The organism is Clostridium hydrogenum (assembly GCF_021432385.1).
GTDB lineage: Bacteria > Bacillota > Clostridia > Clostridiales > Clostridiaceae > Clostridium_S > Clostridium_S hydrogenum.
This window is the reverse complement of record NZ_JAEACT010000004.1, coordinates 39,052-57,441: the sequence shown is the minus strand read 5'-3', so window position 1 is coordinate 57,441 and position 18,390 is coordinate 39,052. Positions and strand designations below refer to the sequence as shown.

The window sequence follows — 18,390 nt, the reverse complement described above, 5'->3', positions numbered from 1 at the left end:
GCAAATAGATTTTGTTAGTTAAAAAAATTTATCAATAATTAAGGAGGAGAATAAAATGCAGCAAACAACAAATTATGCTTTAAAAAAGCCAGATGGAACTGATACGGTTGATATATCAGTTTTGAATGGGAATATGGATACTATAGATTCAGAACTAAAGAAAAGAGCCATTGATAATTATGCAGTGACAACAAATAGTGGAAATGCTTATTCTGCCACAATAAATGGAATAACTGCTTTAGTAGATGGTTTACAAGTAAGATTAAAATTTAATGCAGGAGCAACAGCACCTATAACATTAAATATAAATGGTCTAGGAGCATGTAAAGTATTTGATTATTATGGTAATCAAGTTTCAGATGTACACGGAGGATATATTGCGAATTTATCATACGACTCAGGTACTGGAAATTTTATATTACAGGGTAAAGGGGGTGGTGGAAATGCACAACCAGCTCACCTTTTAAATGGAGAAACAGCTACAACGAATAGTGGACCGATAACTGGAACTATGGCAAACTACCCAATGGATAAAAAAGCTTCAAATACGCAGGTATGGACACCTCCAAGTAATGTAAATGGCGAATTAACAGCAGGGATACCAACTTTGGCTTATAGAATACCACTTGGTGCGTATTTACAAGAATTAAGTTCTTCTCCAGGAAATTCAGTTGTTAATTATCAAGAGCCTAATTTAGTAAGCGGGAATATAAAATCAGGAGCTAGCATATTTGGAGTAGTAGGAAAATCTTCGGTAGTAGATACAGCAGATGCAACAGCTACAGCAGGGCAAATTTTAAGTAATCAAACTGCTTATGTAGGTGGTTCAAAAGTAACTGGCACAATGGCAAATAGACCTGACGGGCAGATGGCATCAAATGCAGTAGTATGGAATAATAATGGCACACAACAAATGGCAGTTAGAATTCCAAATGGTGCATACTTAGTAAATCATGATGGAGCAGGTAATCAAGAAGTTCAACTTGTAGAAAATAATTTAAGAACTGAAAATATAAAAGCTGGTTCATCAATATTTGGAGTATCAGGTAAGTCTAGTGTAGTAGATACTTCTGATGGAACAGCTACAGCAGGACAAATCCTCAATGGTCAAAGTGCATATGTTAATGGATCTAAATTAACTGGCACTATGGCAAATAATTCAAGTGCAACAAATGCCATAAGTGTGGGAACTAGTGGAACTAATAAATATTTCAGAATACCTTATGGAGCATATTTACAAAATAATGGTCAAGGATATCCTGAAATAGTTTCAAGTGCTACACAGATTGATAGTAATATAGCGAGTGGAAATATTAAATCAGGAATTTCTATATGTGGGGTTACAGGTACAGCAACATCCATACCACCTGGCAACACATGTGCTATATCTACGGTAAATGAAAGTGCTTATTCTTTCAGCGGAGTAACAATACCGACATATTTAACCTCTATAAAATGTAATTCTAATGCGGCTGGAAGTTATACACTTGCATTAAATATTTATTCAAATGGAGGAGTGGGAATATCTTATATAAGTGTTCGTATAAATAGCATAGAAGTTGCTTGTGTAAGTTATGGGATTTTTCCAGCTCAATATGTGTGGGAATATTGTACTGTTCAACTTACCCCAGGTTGTACAATAGATCTTTACGGTTATAATGCAAATTCAAATTGCCCAGGAGAATTATGTGGATGGAAATTTGTATGTGGGGGGATAGCTTAAAGCTATATAAATTTTAATAGGATATTGAATTTAAATAGTTTTACAGTGATATTTTTTTAATTAATGTATAACTGCTGTTTATTGAGTTAACTTGGGGAATGACTATCCCAACTACAAACACTACTACAGTCACAGCGTAGGAGATAATAGGTATGAAGTATCTAAAAAATAGGCTATGTTTTAAATAAGTGTGAAAATCAACACTTATTTAAAACATAGCCCAAAAATAAAATAATCCACTTCTTAGTTTTTGGTGCTATTTATATGGATATAGAAGTACTTGCAAGAGCAGCAGGCAACCAACTTGTAGGTTATGAAGGTATAAAACCTCTATCCCTCATGGGTTATACAAGTCTTTGGATGTTTTTAGTCGGTGGCTTATGTGGTGTCTTAATAGGTCACTTAAATGACCACCCGCGCTTTTATGATAAGAAAATATGGCAACAAATTTTAATTGGCGGTACCCTTATAACCTTAGCTGAACTATTTTCAGGAATAGTATTAAATTTAATGCTTCACTTAAATATTTGGGACTATAGTAATGATCCTTTTAACTTCATAGGACAGATAGAATTAAAAAACTGTATTTTGTGGTACCTAGTAATTACGCCACTTGTAATATGGCTTGATGATATACTCACCTATTACTTGTACAGAGAAGGACAGCCATATAATTTACTAGAAATATATAAAAAAATGATAAGACTAAAATAGCCAAACATACTAAAGGAAGCTCTAGAAGGCAAAATGCCAGCTAGAGCTTTTATTTTGAGCAATTTCCTTAAAACAGCATATTGATTATATGAAAAACTAATTAAACCCTGAAATATGAATTTTCTCAATTCACAGTTCACGATGCACGATTCACAATGAAGGATGATTTTTCTACGCGAGCGTAGAAAAATCTCAAAAATTATTTTCTTTATTGCTGCGCAATCGCGCAATATATGGTGTTCGGCGAAGCCGACAACATTAAGTTTAAGATTTACCTGAGAGAAGCGAAAGGTAAATTATCCTTCACTGTACTCTGTACTCCGTCATCTGTACTCTGCTTTTTTAGGGTTTACATTAACCACAAAATTTTCTTTTTAAAGTTATCAATATTTCTAAAAACAACAAAATAAGAAAGGGGATGTTTTATGATAAATGAAACTGCGGCAAATTTATATTTACAACTCGGAATAGCAGGAGCTACTTTGTTTATTTTATTGGTTTTTGTTATTCTTTTGTTCAAATTTTCTACAAGGGTGAGTACTTCAGAAAGCAGTCAGCAGAATAATAGGATAGACAAGCTTTGTGATAAAATTGATGGTTTAATTACAAGTTATTCAGAAAATACAAAACAGCTTAATAAGGTTTTACTATGTAATGATAAGGATCAAAAGGAAACTTTAAGTAAGCTTGATACAATACTTGAAATAGCTGTAGAAAATCAAAGGAGAATTTCTTTAATAGATGATAGAACATATAAGTGTCCCAATAAATAAAATAATTTTAGGAGGTGCTTTTAATGAAGGGAATAGATATAAGTAATTTAAATGGAAGTGTAGATATAAACAGCGTAAAAAATTCAGGCTATGGCTTCGTAATTTCCAAGATTACAGAAGGAACAACCTTTGTTGATAGATATGGCAGCACAAATGTAGCAAATACGAAAAAAGCAGGTTTAATTGCAGGTGCATATCATTTTGCAAGATTTAGAACTAAAGATAAAGCTATAAACGAGGCTAATTTCTTTAAGCAGAATTGTCCATCAAATGTTGACTTTGTTTGTTTGGATTTTGAACAGCAAGAAGCAGCAGGAGACATGACAGAAGCATGTTTGGCATTTTTGAATATTGCAGCAACAATAGCACCAGCAGTTATTTATTGTAATCCTAATTATATCAATAGCTATTTGAATTCTTCTATTACAAAGTATCCGCTGTGGATAGCAAACTATGGAGTTTCAAGTCCGAAGGTTCCTATTTGGGGAAGGTATGCTATATGGCAGTATTCTGAAAGTGGCAGAGTAAGTGGTGTAAGCGGACAAGTAGATTTAAATCAAAGTGGAGATGACTTTTACAGGGTGTCTAATAAAGGAGGCGCTACTGTAACTACTTCAACAGCAGTTGCTTCAAATTCTGTGAAAGAACTTCAAAATCAATTAAATTCACTAATAAATGCGGCTTTAGTTGTAGATGGAATTAATGGACCTAAGACGGTGGCGGCAGTTAAAAAATTTCAAGGCATCATGGGACTTACGCAAGATGGTATTGCAGGACCTAAAACCCTTGCAGCTATAAGCCAAATAAGGAGTTATCCAGTAGTAGGCATTAATTATCCAAAGTATGAATATGCCACAAGGTGGATACAGTGGAGAGTTGGAGCTTCTATTGATGGAATATTTGGAAATGGAACCGCTGAAGCAGTTAAAAATTTTCAAAGCGGTGTTAATAAGGCACATGGTGAAAAACTTGCAGTAGATGGTATAGTCGGAAAAGAAACCTGGAGATGCATGTTTAAATATTAAATTTAAAGAGTTTCTTCATTAATATAATAGGTAATCAATTCACAATTCACGATGCACAATTCACAGTGAAGGAGGATTTTCTTCCGCTTTGCTACAGAAAATCTTACAACTTATTATTTTAAGATTTTTATCCGCGAGCGGATAAAAATCAACCTTCATTGTGAATTGTGAACTGTGCATTGTGAATTGAATAAAATAGGAGGGGTATTAAATGACAACAGCACAATTAATAACAATAATAATTATTTTAGCAGTTACAGCAGGTGTTCTTGCAACATTACTTTTTATATTTCCACTTTTAAAGAAAAAGGGAGTGGACGCTGGAAAAGCCTTAGATAATGCACAAACAGCTGTAAATACGGCAGGAAAGCTAATTGATGCGGCAACAGCAGTTTTGCCAAGTAACCCAGCATTAAATATACTTGAAATAGTAGAAAAGTGGGCGAAAATAGCAGTTGGGGATGCTGAACAGCTTTATCACGCGGGAGATATTACAAAAGACGAGAGAGCTAAAACTGCAGAAACAGTAGTATTAAATGTTCTCAGTGAATTAAAGATAGATGTAGATGATAATAAGAAAGCGCTTATAGATGCAGCAATTAAAAATGCAGTAAATGACTTAGGCCATGCAAAATAAGTATATTACAGGATATTAAATAAAATTAATAAATCTAAGATGAAAAACTTTAAAACCCTAAGAAGCTTCAATAACTCGCAAAAGAAGCTCAGACAATTGAAGCATCTAAGGCTTTTAAAGTTTTTTATCTAAGATTTATACAATTTTATTTAAATCATCCTGCAATATACTTATTTCGCATTTACAGTAGTTTAATGCAATTAAACAATATAAAGTTTTTTACCAAAAAGCTCTTTAAAGGAATCAGAAACTCCCTGTGCCTGTTTTATTAAAAAATCTTGGGGATGTTTTGAAATTGCCTTTATTATAATTAAATCATCTTCTATTGTGCAGTTTACATCTTCAATTGAACCTGAAAGATCCTTATCTAAATTTTCAGCTATTCTAATTAAAATTCCAACTACTTTAATTGAATATATATCAAGTTTATCTAATAAAGGTTTAAAATTATCAAAGCTTGATGGTAAATTGTCACTTCTGTGATATGAAGCAGCAAAAGCACTCATTATACATTCTTGTGGTGTTATACCATAAATAGTAGAATTAAGGATAACATAAGAAGAATGTTTATAATGATAATAATAGGAGATATTGTTGCCTATATCGTGAAGTATAGCAGCGGTTTTAACTACATTAATAAGGTAATCATCAAGTCTATGCAGTGGTTTTAATTGCATAAATAGAGATTTTGTAAGTTTATATATATGAAGGCTGTGTTTAAGATTTACACTATTATTGGTTAAAATATTATTTAGTGAATGACTTAAAAGGTCATCTAGTTTTTTATCTTTGTATAAGGTGCTGAAGAGAACTCCCTCACGAAGTCCATTTCTACTTATTATAAGTTTTTTTATTTTGCATATATCCATTAATGTATCTACAGCTGAAACAGCACCTAAGAATATATCAGCTCTATCTTTTGACAAACCTTTTATCTTTTTTCTCTGTTCCGTTGATTTAGTTCTTACATTATTATATATTGATGAAACTTCTTCAGCAGCTATTGAATAATTGTGAATTAAGTCTAAAGGATAATTATTTCGTTTTTTGCTGATTTTAGCTATGTTTCTTATACTTCCACCTATACCAACTAGGGCACTTGCTTTAACCTCTTTAAGCCAAGGTATAGCAGAAAAGCTTTGTACAAAAAAGTTTTTTAAGTCTTTTTCCTGGTCAGGGGTAATTGCATTTTGAAGATTAAATTTGTTAGTTAAAGTAATGGCTCCAAAAGGTAGGCTTATGCACTCCTTTAAGTTTCTGTTCTCAACCCAAATTAATTCTGTGCTGGCACCACCTATATCCATTATAAGTCCATCAACAATATTTAAAGAATTTATTGAAGCAAAGTAATCATAATAAGCTTCTTTTTCTCCAGATAAAACCTTTATTTCTATTCCAGTACTAGACTTAATTTTATCTAAAAAATAGCTTTGATTTTTTGCCTTTCTAACGGCCTCAGTAGCAGTTGCAATAATTTCTGTTCCCTCAAAGCTATTGCAAAAGTTTTTATACATATTTAAAACTTGTATAGTATCGCTTATTTTTTCCTCAGTTAAATTTTGATTATCATCAAAGCCTTCACCTAGACGTACATATTCTTTTAATTCAGTTATTATTTTAAAGGAATCATAAGCAGTTATTTCTGCTAATAGAAGTCGTACAGAATTTGATCCAATATCTATTACTCCAATGTTTTTCAAAGTATCACCTCTTTTAAATAAATATTTTTATTATTATATCATAAATTTTTAATTTTGCATTTATATTAAGCTTTTTTAACACAAAAAATAAGGTGTTTATGATATAATTACAATTAAAAAGGGAGTTGTTTTATGCAAGAGACAAATGAAAATGTTGCAGCGATAGATATTGGTGCAAATTTTATAAGAATGACTATAGCGGGCATAAGCCCAAATGGAAATATAAATATAATTGATAATCTTCAGAAAAATACTAGTATAGGTAGAGATACTTTTAATTTTAAAAGAATAAAGGCAGAATCTGTAAGAAGTACTTGTGATATTTTGAAGGGCTTTGTTAATGTTATGAATGATTATGGAGTAAAGTCCTATTTAGCCATTTGCACAAGCGGGATTCGTGATGCTGAGAATAAGGAATACATAATAGAGCAAATAAGAATGAAAACTGGGCTAAAGGTTAAAATTATAAATAACGCTGAAGAAAGATTCTTTATGCTAAAAGCTATAAAAAGCAAATTAAGTAAGGAAAATGCTGCATTTAATAGTGGAACTGCGGTTTTAAATATAGGCTCTGGAGGAATTGAATTTTATATTTTTGAAAATGGAAAGCTTAAGGCTACAAATTATCTTGATATGGGTGCTTTAAGAATAGGGGAGACCTTTTCAGAAATAGAAAAGGACAACCTTGATTTTGGAAATGTTTTAGAGGAATACGTAAATAGTAAGATAATAAATTTGAAAAGCTACCTAATAAATTTAAAAATAGACAATTTTGTGGTTTTAGGTGGAGAATTAAAGTTTATACTTAAGCTGCATAAGGAAGGCTGTTTTATTGACAAGGCGTGGATGAACTCTTTTTATGCTGAAGTAAAAAAGATGACAGTTGGAAATTTAGCTGATAAATATGAAATTCCACTTCGTCAAGCTAAAGTTCTTCTGCCTAATGTGGTTATTTTATCTCAGTTTTTAAAGTTAACTAGGGCAAAGGGGATATATGTCCTGGGTTCAAGTTTAAGAGATGGTATGCTTATAGATCTTTCCCATAAGAAGTTGAAAAAAATTGGGCAAAATACTTTTAAAGGTGACATAATAAATTCTGTATGGGTTATTGGAAAAAAATATGGAATAGACATGGCACATGCAAGAAGAATAAAAAAATTAGCACTAAAAATTTTTGATAGTACTTTGGAAATTCATACCCTTTGTAATAGGGAAAGATTGTTTTTAGAGGTAGCAGCAACGCTACATGATGCGGGAAATTATGTAAATGTAAATAGACACTTCATTTACAGCTACGACATTATTAATTATGAGCAAATAATAGGCTTTTCAGATAGGGAAAGAGCCATATTAGCAAATGTAGTTATGTACCATGAAGAATTAATCCCTTCCTTTAATGAGTGGAATTATGTAAATTTGAGTTATGAGGATAAAATAGTAGTTTCTAAATTATCGGCTATATTAAAGCTAGCAGAAAGTTTAGATATATCTCAAAAGGGTAAAATAAAGGAATTGAATATTGAACTTTGTGAAAGTGAAGCATATTTTGATATTTTTTCGCAAAGTGATTGTACTCTTGAAAAATGGAGTTTTAATAAAAATGCAAGTTTTTTTGAAGAGGTTATGGGAGCAAAACCTATAATTAGATAAATTATTGGCTAAAGATAAGGAAAAAGGTGATACTATGGGAAAATGGAATTGTGAAAATTTTATAAATAGAGAGTTAAGCTGGCTTGAATTTAATAATAGAGTTTTAGAAGAGGCAGTGGATGACAATAATCCTGTTTTTGAAAGATTAAAATTTTGTGCTATTGCGAGCTCAAATTTAGATGAATTTTTTATGATAAGAGTAGCGTCAATAGTGGAGCAGGTTAATGCAGGTTTTACTATGCCAGATATTGCAGGTTTTACTGCTCAATATCAGCTTGAGTTAATAAGGCAAAGAGTACATAAAATGATAGAGGACCAGTATAAATGTTATATGAAGCTTTTGGAAGAACTAAAAAAACAAAGAATACATATAATGAAAGCTGATGAATTAAATACAAATCAAAGAGAATACATTACGAAGTATTACTATAACACTGTCTTTCCAGTTCTCACGCCTATGGTTATGGATAGCAGTAGACCCTTTCCCCTTATACTTAATAAAAGCTTAAACATTGCTTTATTTATAGAGGGAAAGGATGAGGCGCCTATGTTTGGAACAGTGCAAGTTCCTTCAGTAATAGGGAGAATCATTGAAATGCCATCTGAAGGAAAGCAGATGAATTGCATCTTACTTGAGGATGTAATAAAAATGTTTGCACAGGATTTATTTAAAGGCCACAAAATTATAAGCATGAGTTCATACAGAATAACGAGAAATGCAGATCTTTCCATAGATGAAGAGGGTGCAGAGGATTTACTTGAAACTATAGAGCAATCTGTAAAAAGGAGAAAATGGGGAGAAGTTATTAGAATTGAAGTAGAAAAGGATATAAATGCTGAGCTGATAAACATACTAAAAGATGAAATGGAAGCAGATGATGCAGATATATACTATATAGATGGACCAATTGATTTAACATTTTTCAATAAATTAGCTGGTAGTAAGGGCTATGATGATTTAAAATATGAAAAATTTGATTCTCAACCTATCCCTGAGTTTTATGGAAAGGATAAGGATATGTTTGAAGTTATATCAAAGCAAGATGTGCTTGCGTTTCATCCATACCAATCCTTTGATCATGTTGTAGAATTAGTTAAAATTGCGGCAAAAGATCCAAAAGTTCTTGCTATTAAGCAAACTTTGTATAGGGTAAGTGGTAATTCTCCAATAGTAAAAGCACTTATGGAAGCGGCTGAAAATGGAAAACAGGTTACGGTGCTTGTAGAATTAAAGGCCAGATTTGATGAGGAGAACAATATTGTATGGGCTAAAAAGCTTGAAAAAGCAGGTTGCCATGTAATATATGGACTTCTTGGACTCAAGGTTCACGGAAAGCTTTTATTAATAGTTAGAAATGAAAAAGAGGGGATTAAGAGATATGTCCATTTGGCAACTGGAAATTATAATGATGTAACAGCTAATTTTTACACCGATTTAGGCTTATTTACATCTAATAATTTAATTGCGGCGGATGTATCAGCTATTTTTAATATGCTTTCAGGTTTTTCTCAAATAGGAGAATTAAATAAACTTTACATAGCACCAGTAAATTTAAGAAAAAAATTTGTAGCACTAATAAAAAAGCAAATTGAAAGTGCACAAAATGGCAAAAAAGCACATATCATTGCCAAAGTAAATTCTTTAGTTGACAAAGAAATAATTGAAAGATTATATGATGCATCAGAAGCAGGTGTAAAGATAGATTTGATTGTAAGAGGAATATGCTGCTTAAAACCTCAAGTGAAAGGTGTCAGCGAAAATATAAATGTAATTAGCGTAGTTGGCAGATTTCTCGAACACAGCAGAGTATTTTACTTTAATGATGGTGAGGAAGAAGCTATTTATTTATCTAGTGCGGATTTAATGAACAGAAATTTAGATAGAAGAGTTGAAGTTTTATTTCCAGTTGAAGATGATAAGTTAAAAGAAAGAATAAAAGAGCAGTTAAATGTATATTTAAATGATAATGTAAAAGCTAGAAAATTAAATATGGATGGAACATATTCAAGGGTTGAAGCTAAAATAGATTTAAAAGTTAGTAGTCAAAAAATATTTGAAGAAAAATCAAGAAAATTCGTTAAAAAAGTTAAAAAAAGCGGTAAAAGAAAAGAATTTAAACCAATAAAAATGTGAAAAAACAGAGTACGGAGTACAAAGTACAGTGAAGGAGGATTTTCTTCCGCTTTGCTACGGAAAATCTTAAAACTTATTTTTTTATTAAGTGCTCAATTGCACCACTTGTGGTGCAGAGAGTAGCTTATAATGCTTAAGTTTTAAGATTTTTCTGACGTAAGGAGGAAAATCAACCTTCATTGTACTCTGTCATCTGTACTCTGTACTCTGTTTTTTAAAGGTCATCGTCTCGGTTGTAAGTGTAGTCAAATTCCATGCTTGAAATATTATTACTAACTATTGGATCTCTTACTGGGTCTGGAAGCTTTGTGCAATCATATTTGGAGTAAGATTTTATTACTTTTGGTTTTTGCTCGAAGTAATCTCTTTTATTGGGTGCGTAAGCAGTCTTATCTTTGGTTTTCATTTAAATTACTCCCTTCATGATAAAATTATTTATAGATTTTTGGGTAAAATATTATATAAAATCAAAGCTTCATTTTTATTATTTCTTGCATGTAAAATAATAATCTAAAAATTTTTAGGGAATTTTGTTTTTAGATGAAAAATTCATGCAAAAATGATATAATTTATTACAAATAAATATTTGGGAGTGATTTTATATGACAGAAGTTAGACAAATTTACAAATGTCCTATTTGTGGAAATATTGTTGAAGTTGTGCACAAGGCAGGAGGAACTCTTGTATGTTGTGGAAAACCTATGATCTTAGTCTCAGAAAATAGTGTTGAGGCTGCTGTTGAAAAACATGTCCCTGTTATTGAAAAAATTGAAAACGGCGTTTTGGTGAAAATAGGAGAAGTAGAACACCCTATGATACCAGAGCATCACATTGAATGGGTAGAAATCCATACTGAAGATAAGGTTTATAGAAAATATTTAAAAGTTGGAGAAAAACCAGAAGCAATTTTTAAAGTTGATGAAGAAGTTTTATATGCTAGAGAATACTGTAATTTGCATGGACTTTGGAAAAAATAATAAACCAGAATTTGAAAAGCAGAGTACAAAGTACAGAGTACAGAGTACAGTGAAGGATGATTTACCTTTCGCGCTGCTTATGTAAATCTTGAACTTAAATGTTATCAGCTTAGCTGATAACCGTGCATAACGCGACTGCGTAAGCAATAAAAAATAAGTTTTTAGATTTTTCTACGCTTGCGGATAAAAATCATCATTCGTTGTACTCTGTACTCTGTCATCTGTACTCTGAATAAAGGGATGGGGTATAAAGATGATATTTGATTCTCACGCGCATTATGATGATGAACAATTTGATGAAGATAGAGAAAAAGTAATTAGTGAGCTTAAAGAAAACGGAATTATTGGAGTTTTGAATTGTGGTGCATCTTTGCAAGGAGCAAGAAACTCTGTTCGTCTCTCAGAAAAATATGACTTTTTTTATGCGGCAGTTGGTTTGCATCCTGAATTTGCAGATAAAGTTGATGAAAAAGTTATAAATGAATTAAAAGAATTAAGCAAAAACAATAAAGTAAGGGCTATTGGTGAAATAGGACTTGATTATTATTATGAGGAAAATCCACCAAGGGAAGTGCAAAAGAAGGCTTTTATTAGACAAATGGAGCTTGCAAAGGAACTTAATCTACCTGTTGTTATACATGATAGAGATGCACATGGTGACACTTTGGAAATAATGAGAAGTTTTCCAGAAGTTAAGGGCGTTGTTCACTGTTTTTCTGGAAGTGTTGAATTTGCAAAAGAGTGTTTAAAGCTTGGATACTATATTGGATTTACAGGTGTTGTAACTTTTAAAAATGCAAAGAAAGCTGTAGAAGTTGCAAGTGAAGTTCCATTAGATAGGATTTTAGTTGAAACGGATTGTCCTTATATGGCGCCAGTTCCAAATAGGGGAAAAAGAAATAGATCAGAATATATTGAATATGTAATTGAGAAAATAGCAGATATAAAGAGTATTTTACCAATAAATGTAAGTGAACAAACTATTCAAAATGCTAAAGACTTGCTAAAAATATAAATATGAGGTAAAATGTGAACATGATTATTTTTTTAAACTTGTTAAATGATAAATTATTTTTAACTTCTAATGATTAAATGGTTGTCATATAATAGTTATAAGAACCCCTAAAAATTGAATACCGATTATTAAAATAAACGCTATTATACATTTTTTATCTTATATGCATATTGTGCATTTTATCGGTTATTAAATTTTTTTATGGCATTAAATTTGACATTTTCCTTTAGATAGGTTTATAATGTTAAAGACTTTTGCCTTTGGGGGGAGGTATTACTATGTTAGAAAAGATGAAGGGTAATATCCAAGCTTTGGTTAAATTATTTAAAGACAAAGTTAATCAAAACCTTAGAGATTACTTTTCAAATGGACCTAAGGCATTAAAATCATGTATCGCTTTTATAGTAGTAATTTTGTTAGTTGCTGTAACTGCAGTTTTTTCTACTAGGAAAACTATAGTAGTTAGGGTTGACAACAAAGTAATGAAGATTGTTACCTATAGAAGTATTGAAAAAGACGCCTTAGCACACAATAACATACTAGTAGGGCCAAAAGACAAGGTTCAACCAAGTTTAAGCACAGAAATAAAAGACGGAGATAAAATATACATCAAAAAGGCTGTAAATGTTAACATTGCAGTCGATGGAAAGTTGCTTAAGATTAAATCCGCAGAAAATAATATAGCAAGTATGTTAAAAGCGGAAGGTATCACTTTAAGCAAAATTGATAAAATAAAACCAGCTAAATCTTCAAAAATAAAAAGTGGCATGAAAATATTGATTACAAGAGTTAATTCACAAATTGTGAAAAGTAGTGAAGATGTTGGTTTTGCAACAGAAGTTATAACAGATAACACTATGGGCAATGATGAAAAAAATATTATCCAGCAAGGGCAAGCTGGTGTAAAAGAGACAGAAACAAAAATAGTATATGAAGACGGTAAAGCAGTATCAAAAAATATTATATCTGAGGTATTATCCAAATTGCCAATAAAGCAAATAGTAAGGGTAGGCACATTAGGTGTTTTAAAACCAGATAGAGGCGGAAAAGTCTTATATAAAAGCAGTGTTGGCGTAGTCGCAACTGCATATACTAATGACTTTGGTTTTGGAATAACAGCTTCAGGAACAAGGGTAAAAAGGAGTGTTGATGGTTACAGCTCAGTGGCTGTAGATCCTAGGGTTATTCCTTTAGGTACACGACTTTATATCCCAGGGTATGGTTATGGTATTGCAGAAGATACAGGTGGAGCTATAAAAGGAAATAGAGTAGATTTATTTTTTTCAAGCGAAAGCGATTGTTATAACTGGGGAGTAAAAGATATTAAAGTGTATATACTAAAATAAAACTAGGAGCTTTTAATGCTCCTAATTTTTTTATATTTATAAAAAATGAATAGATTATTAGTTTATATAAGGAGTAAAAAATGATAAAAGAAGTAGTTGTTGTTGAGGGAAGAGATGATGTGTCTGCGGTAAAAAGAGCAGTTGAAGCAGAAGTAATTGCCGTAGGCGGATTTGGTATAAATTCTAAAGTAATTGAAAAAATAAAAGAAGCGCAAAAAAGAAAAGGCGTAATTATTTTTACTGATCCTGATTTTGCAGGAGAAAAGATAAGAAAAATAATAACTAAAAGGGTTAGTGGTGTTAAGCATGCTAGAATATCACAAAAAGATGGAATAAAGGATGGCGACATTGGTGTTGAAAATGCCGCACCGGAAGTAATATTAAAAGCACTATTAAAAGCTAAGTGTGAGCTTCAGGAAAAAAGAGAAGTATTTACTATAGAGGATATGATGTTTTTTAAACTTATAGCTGATGAAAAGGCTAGGGCAAGAAGAGATTTTGTTGGGAGAGAACTTGGAATTGGCTATGCAAATGGAAATCAATTTTTGTCAAGGTTAAATAATTTTGATATATCAAAAGAAGAACTTACAAAAGCTGTAGATAAAGCTAATAAGGAGATTTAAATATGGAAAAGTTAAACACGTTAGATGTTGTTAAGAAGCATGGATTTAAATTTTCAAAAAGTCTTGGGCAAAATTTCTTGACGGATTCCAGTGTATTAGAAGATATAGTCAATAGTGCAGAAATATCTAAAGAAGATTTTGTAATAGAAATAGGACCAGGGGTAGGAACATTAACAAAGAAATTAATAGAAAAAGCGAAGTACGTCTGCGCAATTGAAATAGACTCAACACTGTTACCTATAATACAAGAGGAAATAGGAGAAGTATCAAATTTTAGAATTATAAATTCTGATGCACTTAAACTAGATTTTAATGAGATAATAGGAAATGAAAAATCAGTTAAGCTTGTAGCGAATTTGCCATATTACGTAACAACGCCTATAATTTCAAAGCTTTTAAATGGCGAGTATAATTTTAAGTCACTTACTGTAATGATTCAAAAAGAAGTTGCAGATAGAATAAATGCAGCTCCAAACTGCAAAGAATATGGAGCACTTTCAATACTTGTACAATATTATTGTAATACGAGTATTGTGAGGGTTGTTAAACCTTCATGTTTTGTACCACAACCGAAAGTTGATTCTACTGTTATAAAATTAGATAAGCTTGAAAATCCTAGAGTAAAAGTACATGATACAAAATTGTTTTTTAGAGTTGTAAGAGATGCATTTAATATGAGAAGAAAAACTCTATGGAATGCAATGAAACAACTAGGAATTTCCAGTGATAATATGATAAGTGTCTTTGAAAGAGCGGAGGTTGATCCTAAAAGAAGAGGAGAGACTCTCTCAATAGAGGAATTTGCAAGATTGGCTGATGAAATACATAAAGAACTGTAAAACTTTAAATTTTTAATTGTGCATTTTTTATTATAGCCCTTCATATATTATTAATGTATAAATTTTTATGGAGGGCAAATAATTTGAGTCAGAAAAAAAATTATAGTAGGAGTTTTATAATTCTTCAGGAGAATGAAAAAGGTCATGGAGTATCTTCAGATAAACTTCCTACAGGTTATACAAAGATAGAGCTTAAAAATGGGAAGTGCAAAGTATCTTACTATGTTCAAAACTTAAAAAAAGGTGCAAGACCATACCATATGATACTTATATGTAATAAAAAAGACACAAAAAAACTTATAAAATTTGGAGAAATTAGCCTCGATCAAGATGGAAAATCAGAAGCTTCAAAAGAATTTGAAGGTAATAATATAATTGGAAGCGGAATAGGCACAGATAAAATTATAGGGGCTGCAATAGTACAATTTATTGATAAAGATATGGTAGTTGTAATGAGTGGATTTAACGCTTCTGATATTCCAGATTCATGGAAAACATATCCACTGGTTGGGGAAATGAGCGAAAAAAAGCCTGCTGAGGTGGAGGTTAAAAAAGAAGTTAAGGCTGAAGTGAAAAAAGAAGCTAAACCTGAGCACAAAAAAGAAACTAAAGTTGAAGTTAAGAAAGAAGTTAAAATTGAAGAGCCAAGAACTGAAACTAAAGTAGATAGTCCAAAAGTAATTGTAGACGAAGGAAATAAAAACATATTTGAGCAGTATGAAAAAGATATAGAAGAAAGCAAGAGCAAAGTAAAATTAGAAAATGAGAACATAAATGATAATTCTGATAAAGAAAAATTAGATGTTGAAGCTGAAAATGATAATGAAAACGTAGAATTATCTGAAAATACTAGCACTGAAGTTAAAGAAGAAAATAAAGATTATGAGAGAGAATATTTTAATCAAAGTAGCGAAGCTTATCCTACTGGAAGAATGGGAAGCTTTTTTAGAAATTTGGCCGAAGATTTTGAAGATTTAGGAGAGTATTTTCCAGATGTAAGATGCTGCAAGTGGTATAAGGTTCCTTTGAATAGTGAAGAAGAAGATTATAATGAAAGAAACCATAATAAACATGTTCTTATTTATTATCCTATGATGGCATATTATCCATATATACAGAAGAATGGGTATTATCTAATAGGGTATAAGTGTGACAAGAATGGAAAAATGAAATATATGGTGTATGGAATTTTAGGAACAAAGAGCAAATATGATCAGCCTTTTCATGGAAGAACAGGTTTTGTATCATGGGTCCCACTAGAAAGAGGTAAGGAAGAAGAAGATTCTAAAGGATGCTGGCTTATGTTTTACGATTTTAAAAATGCAGCTATTTTGGTACCGGAAAGGCGATAGAGTACAAAGTACAAAGTACAGAGTACAGATAAGGTTAATTTTCTGCGGTTTCAGAAAATTTTAAAACTTAATGGGCTTAGCCCAAACTATTGAATATTTATCAGCGAAGCTGATTTATATAAGTTTTAAGATTTATACGACGTAAGGAGCATAAATCATCATTCACTGTACTTTGTACTCTGTCATCTGTACTCTGAGGGATGCTATTATGAAGTTTGTAGTTATAGATGGGAAAAAGCTTGGTGCCATAATAGTTGTAGTTGGACTTACGCTAGTTTTATTTGGAATTGGAACTAACCTTGGTGGGAGAATAAGATCTACGGCATATATTCAAAGTAATCTTGGGCAACTAAAAAAATATAATATAGATAATTTAAATATTAGTTATATGTTGCCAATTAAATGGACAACAAATACTGAAAAGTTTAGTGGAAATGAAATAATATATCACAATAATTTTAATGACAACAAATCTATACATGGATTCGTTCAGGTTTGGAATAAAAATCAGGATTTATTAAAGTTTTTAAATGCAAGCAAGGAAATATCAGAAAAACAAAATACAATACAAAATTACTCAATACAAAAAATAAAAGTAAAAGATAAAGAAGGATACAATGTACAATATACAATTGAAAATGAAAATGGACAAAAGTTTAATGCTGATGAATATTTTATAGATATTGGTGATAAATTTGTGCGTTTTTCATTTTATGTTAATAGCAAGGATTATAAAGCAGATATGAAGCCTATATTTAAGGCAATAGTAGAAACTTTAAAGGTATAGCGAGTTATAGATATATAACTTGGAATATTGAAATTGCTTATCTGTATTAAGCGGTGAATTATTAACAAATGGTTAATATAATTGATAAAAAGTTGTTTAAGTATTATAATCATAGAAGAAGTTAAAACTTCTTCTATTTGTTTTTTAGGTGATTTTGCAATAAAGGTCTTAAAGCTTTAGCTGGCTTAATGCCACTTTTAGTTTCATTGGTAGGAGGAATTTTTTTGAAAATAAAAAAACTTATATCCTTTTTTATAATTTTATTAATTATTTTTAGTTTTTCAGGATGTGATAAATTAGATAAGGTTGAAGTTAAAATGGGATTAAAAAATCAAGATTTTGATTATATGCAGCAAGGTAAAATAAAAAAAATAATAATACAGAGTACAAGAGATAAAGGGTTTAGGTTTGTTGTTACGAGTTCTAAAACTATAAATGAAATTTATGATATTTTATCAAGTGCAAAGCCGGCACAATCGAAATCAACACTAGATCCAGACTATACTTTTGATTTGTATAAGAGTGATACTGTGAAATTTGATAGTTTTAATTATATTGCTGGATTAGATAAAAAGGATGGTGGAAATTTATATAATGGTAAGAAAAGTTATATAGTTTCCAAGAGAATAGATAGTGATATATTAAAAGATTTTTGGGATACAGATGCTAAAAGGCTGCCAACTAGTTTCAGCAAAGTGTATTATCCTATGATTTCTGATGCACTTAGTAAGTATGAGGCTACAGGTGTTGATAAAAATAAAAAAGTAGGTATTAATATTAAAGACGATGTAGAAGCAGCTAAATTCATTCTTTCTACAGAGGTAGAAGATTTTAAAAAGAAGCTTGATGATAATGTGTCTTTAATCACTGATGATAAGGACAATAATGATATTGATGAATTGGTTAGTACTTATGGATATAAAAGTGATGTATATAAATCTATAATAACCTTTTATGATAAAAAGACCATGATTCAAAAAAAATACTATTTGATTGGAACATATTCACCATATAAAGATAATTGGGGTATAACAATTTATGAAAGTGAACCTAATGATTTTTAGGTTTTTTTGATAGTAGGAATCTTATTAATAT

The 18,390-nt window shown here is 31.0% G+C and carries 17 protein-coding genes; 15 read left to right on the top strand and 2 right to left on the bottom strand.

The window, feature by feature from the left end:
• Positions 1 to 55: 55 nt before the first annotated feature.
• From CUEA01_RS18680 to CUEA01_RS18660, 5 genes are all read left to right on the top strand, one after another.
• Complete coding sequence (locus CUEA01_RS18680; protein WP_234123439.1) at positions 56 to 1,723, top strand: hypothetical protein; 1,668 nt, start codon at positions 56 to 58, stop codon at positions 1,721 to 1,723.
• Positions 1,724 to 1,987: 264 nt separating this feature from the next.
• On the top strand, positions 1,988 to 2,437 hold the full coding sequence (locus CUEA01_RS18675; protein WP_234123438.1) for a putative ABC transporter permease: 450 nt from the start codon (positions 1,988 to 1,990) through the stop codon (positions 2,435 to 2,437).
• A gap of 425 nt (positions 2,438 to 2,862) precedes the next feature.
• Positions 2,863 to 3,210 (top strand): hypothetical protein, encoded by a 348-nt coding sequence (locus CUEA01_RS18670; protein WP_234123437.1) that lies wholly within the window; start codon positions 2,863 to 2,865, stop codon positions 3,208 to 3,210.
• A 23-nt stretch (positions 3,211 to 3,233) separates the two neighbouring features.
• Positions 3,234 to 4,235, top strand: a complete 1,002-nt coding sequence (locus CUEA01_RS18665) for a GH25 family lysozyme (RefSeq protein WP_234123436.1) — start codon at positions 3,234 to 3,236, stop codon at positions 4,233 to 4,235.
• Positions 4,236 to 4,446: 211 nt separating this feature from the next.
• The gene (locus CUEA01_RS18660; RefSeq protein ID WP_234123435.1) at positions 4,447 to 4,872 is read left to right on the top strand and encodes a hypothetical protein; all 426 of its coding nucleotides are present in this window, start codon (positions 4,447 to 4,449) and stop codon (positions 4,870 to 4,872) included.
• Positions 4,873 to 5,072: 200 nt separating this feature from the next.
• On the opposite strand, the gene ppx is transcribed toward CUEA01_RS18660, so the two are convergent.
• Complete coding sequence (ppx, locus tag CUEA01_RS18655) at positions 5,073 to 6,572, bottom strand: exopolyphosphatase (RefSeq protein ID WP_234123434.1); 1,500 nt, start codon at positions 6,570 to 6,572, stop codon at positions 5,073 to 5,075.
• Positions 6,573 to 6,704: 132 nt separating this feature from the next.
• Between ppx and CUEA01_RS18650 the strand changes: the two genes are divergently transcribed.
• Both CUEA01_RS18650 and CUEA01_RS18645 read left to right on the top strand, forming a co-directional pair.
• Positions 6,705 to 8,222, top strand: a complete 1,518-nt coding sequence (locus tag CUEA01_RS18650; RefSeq protein ID WP_234123433.1) for a Ppx/GppA phosphatase family protein — start codon at positions 6,705 to 6,707, stop codon at positions 8,220 to 8,222.
• Between the two features lie 34 nt (positions 8,223 to 8,256).
• A complete protein-coding gene (locus CUEA01_RS18645) occupies positions 8,257 to 10,356 on the top strand; it encodes an RNA degradosome polyphosphate kinase (protein ID WP_234124741.1) in 2,100 nt (699 codons plus the stop codon).
• A gap of 214 nt (positions 10,357 to 10,570) precedes the next feature.
• On the opposite strand, the gene CUEA01_RS18640 is transcribed toward CUEA01_RS18645, so the two are convergent.
• Positions 10,571 to 10,762 carry a hypothetical protein gene (locus tag CUEA01_RS18640; protein ID WP_234123432.1) on the bottom strand — a complete coding sequence of 64 codons (192 nt, stop codon included), beginning with the start codon at positions 10,760 to 10,762 and terminating at the stop codon, positions 10,571 to 10,573.
• A gap of 196 nt (positions 10,763 to 10,958) precedes the next feature.
• Between CUEA01_RS18640 and CUEA01_RS18635 the strand changes: the two genes are divergently transcribed.
• From CUEA01_RS18635 to CUEA01_RS18600, 8 genes are all read left to right on the top strand, one after another.
• Positions 10,959 to 11,333 carry a desulfoferrodoxin gene (locus CUEA01_RS18635; RefSeq protein WP_234123431.1) on the top strand — a complete coding sequence of 125 codons (375 nt, stop codon included), beginning with the start codon at positions 10,959 to 10,961 and terminating at the stop codon, positions 11,331 to 11,333.
• Positions 11,334 to 11,586: 253 nt separating this feature from the next.
• Entirely contained in the window at positions 11,587 to 12,348 is a 762-nt protein-coding gene (locus CUEA01_RS18630; protein WP_234123430.1) for a TatD family hydrolase, read from the top strand.
• Positions 12,349 to 12,626: 278 nt separating this feature from the next.
• Positions 12,627 to 13,694, top strand: coding sequence for a G5 and 3D domain-containing protein (locus CUEA01_RS18625; RefSeq protein WP_234123429.1), 1,068 nt, complete (start codon positions 12,627 to 12,629; stop codon positions 13,692 to 13,694).
• An 80-nt stretch (positions 13,695 to 13,774) separates the two neighbouring features.
• The gene (rnmV, locus tag CUEA01_RS18620) at positions 13,775 to 14,317 is read left to right on the top strand and encodes a ribonuclease M5 (protein WP_234123428.1); all 543 of its coding nucleotides are present in this window, start codon (positions 13,775 to 13,777) and stop codon (positions 14,315 to 14,317) included.
• Positions 14,318 to 14,319: 2 nt separating this feature from the next.
• On the top strand, positions 14,320 to 15,156 hold the full coding sequence (gene rsmA / locus CUEA01_RS18615; protein ID WP_234123427.1) for a 16S rRNA (adenine(1518)-N(6)/adenine(1519)-N(6))-dimethyltransferase RsmA: 837 nt from the start codon (positions 14,320 to 14,322) through the stop codon (positions 15,154 to 15,156).
• Between the two features lie 83 nt (positions 15,157 to 15,239).
• Positions 15,240 to 16,508, top strand: a complete 1,269-nt coding sequence (locus CUEA01_RS18610; RefSeq protein WP_234123426.1) for a hypothetical protein — start codon at positions 15,240 to 15,242, stop codon at positions 16,506 to 16,508.
• A 208-nt stretch (positions 16,509 to 16,716) separates the two neighbouring features.
• Positions 16,717 to 17,295 (top strand): PsbP-related protein, encoded by a 579-nt coding sequence (locus CUEA01_RS18605; RefSeq protein WP_234123425.1) that lies wholly within the window; start codon positions 16,717 to 16,719, stop codon positions 17,293 to 17,295.
• A gap of 224 nt (positions 17,296 to 17,519) precedes the next feature.
• A complete protein-coding gene (locus tag CUEA01_RS18600; RefSeq protein WP_234123424.1) occupies positions 17,520 to 18,359 on the top strand; it encodes a hypothetical protein in 840 nt (279 codons plus the stop codon).
• The last annotated feature ends 31 nt before the right edge of the window (positions 18,360 to 18,390 follow it).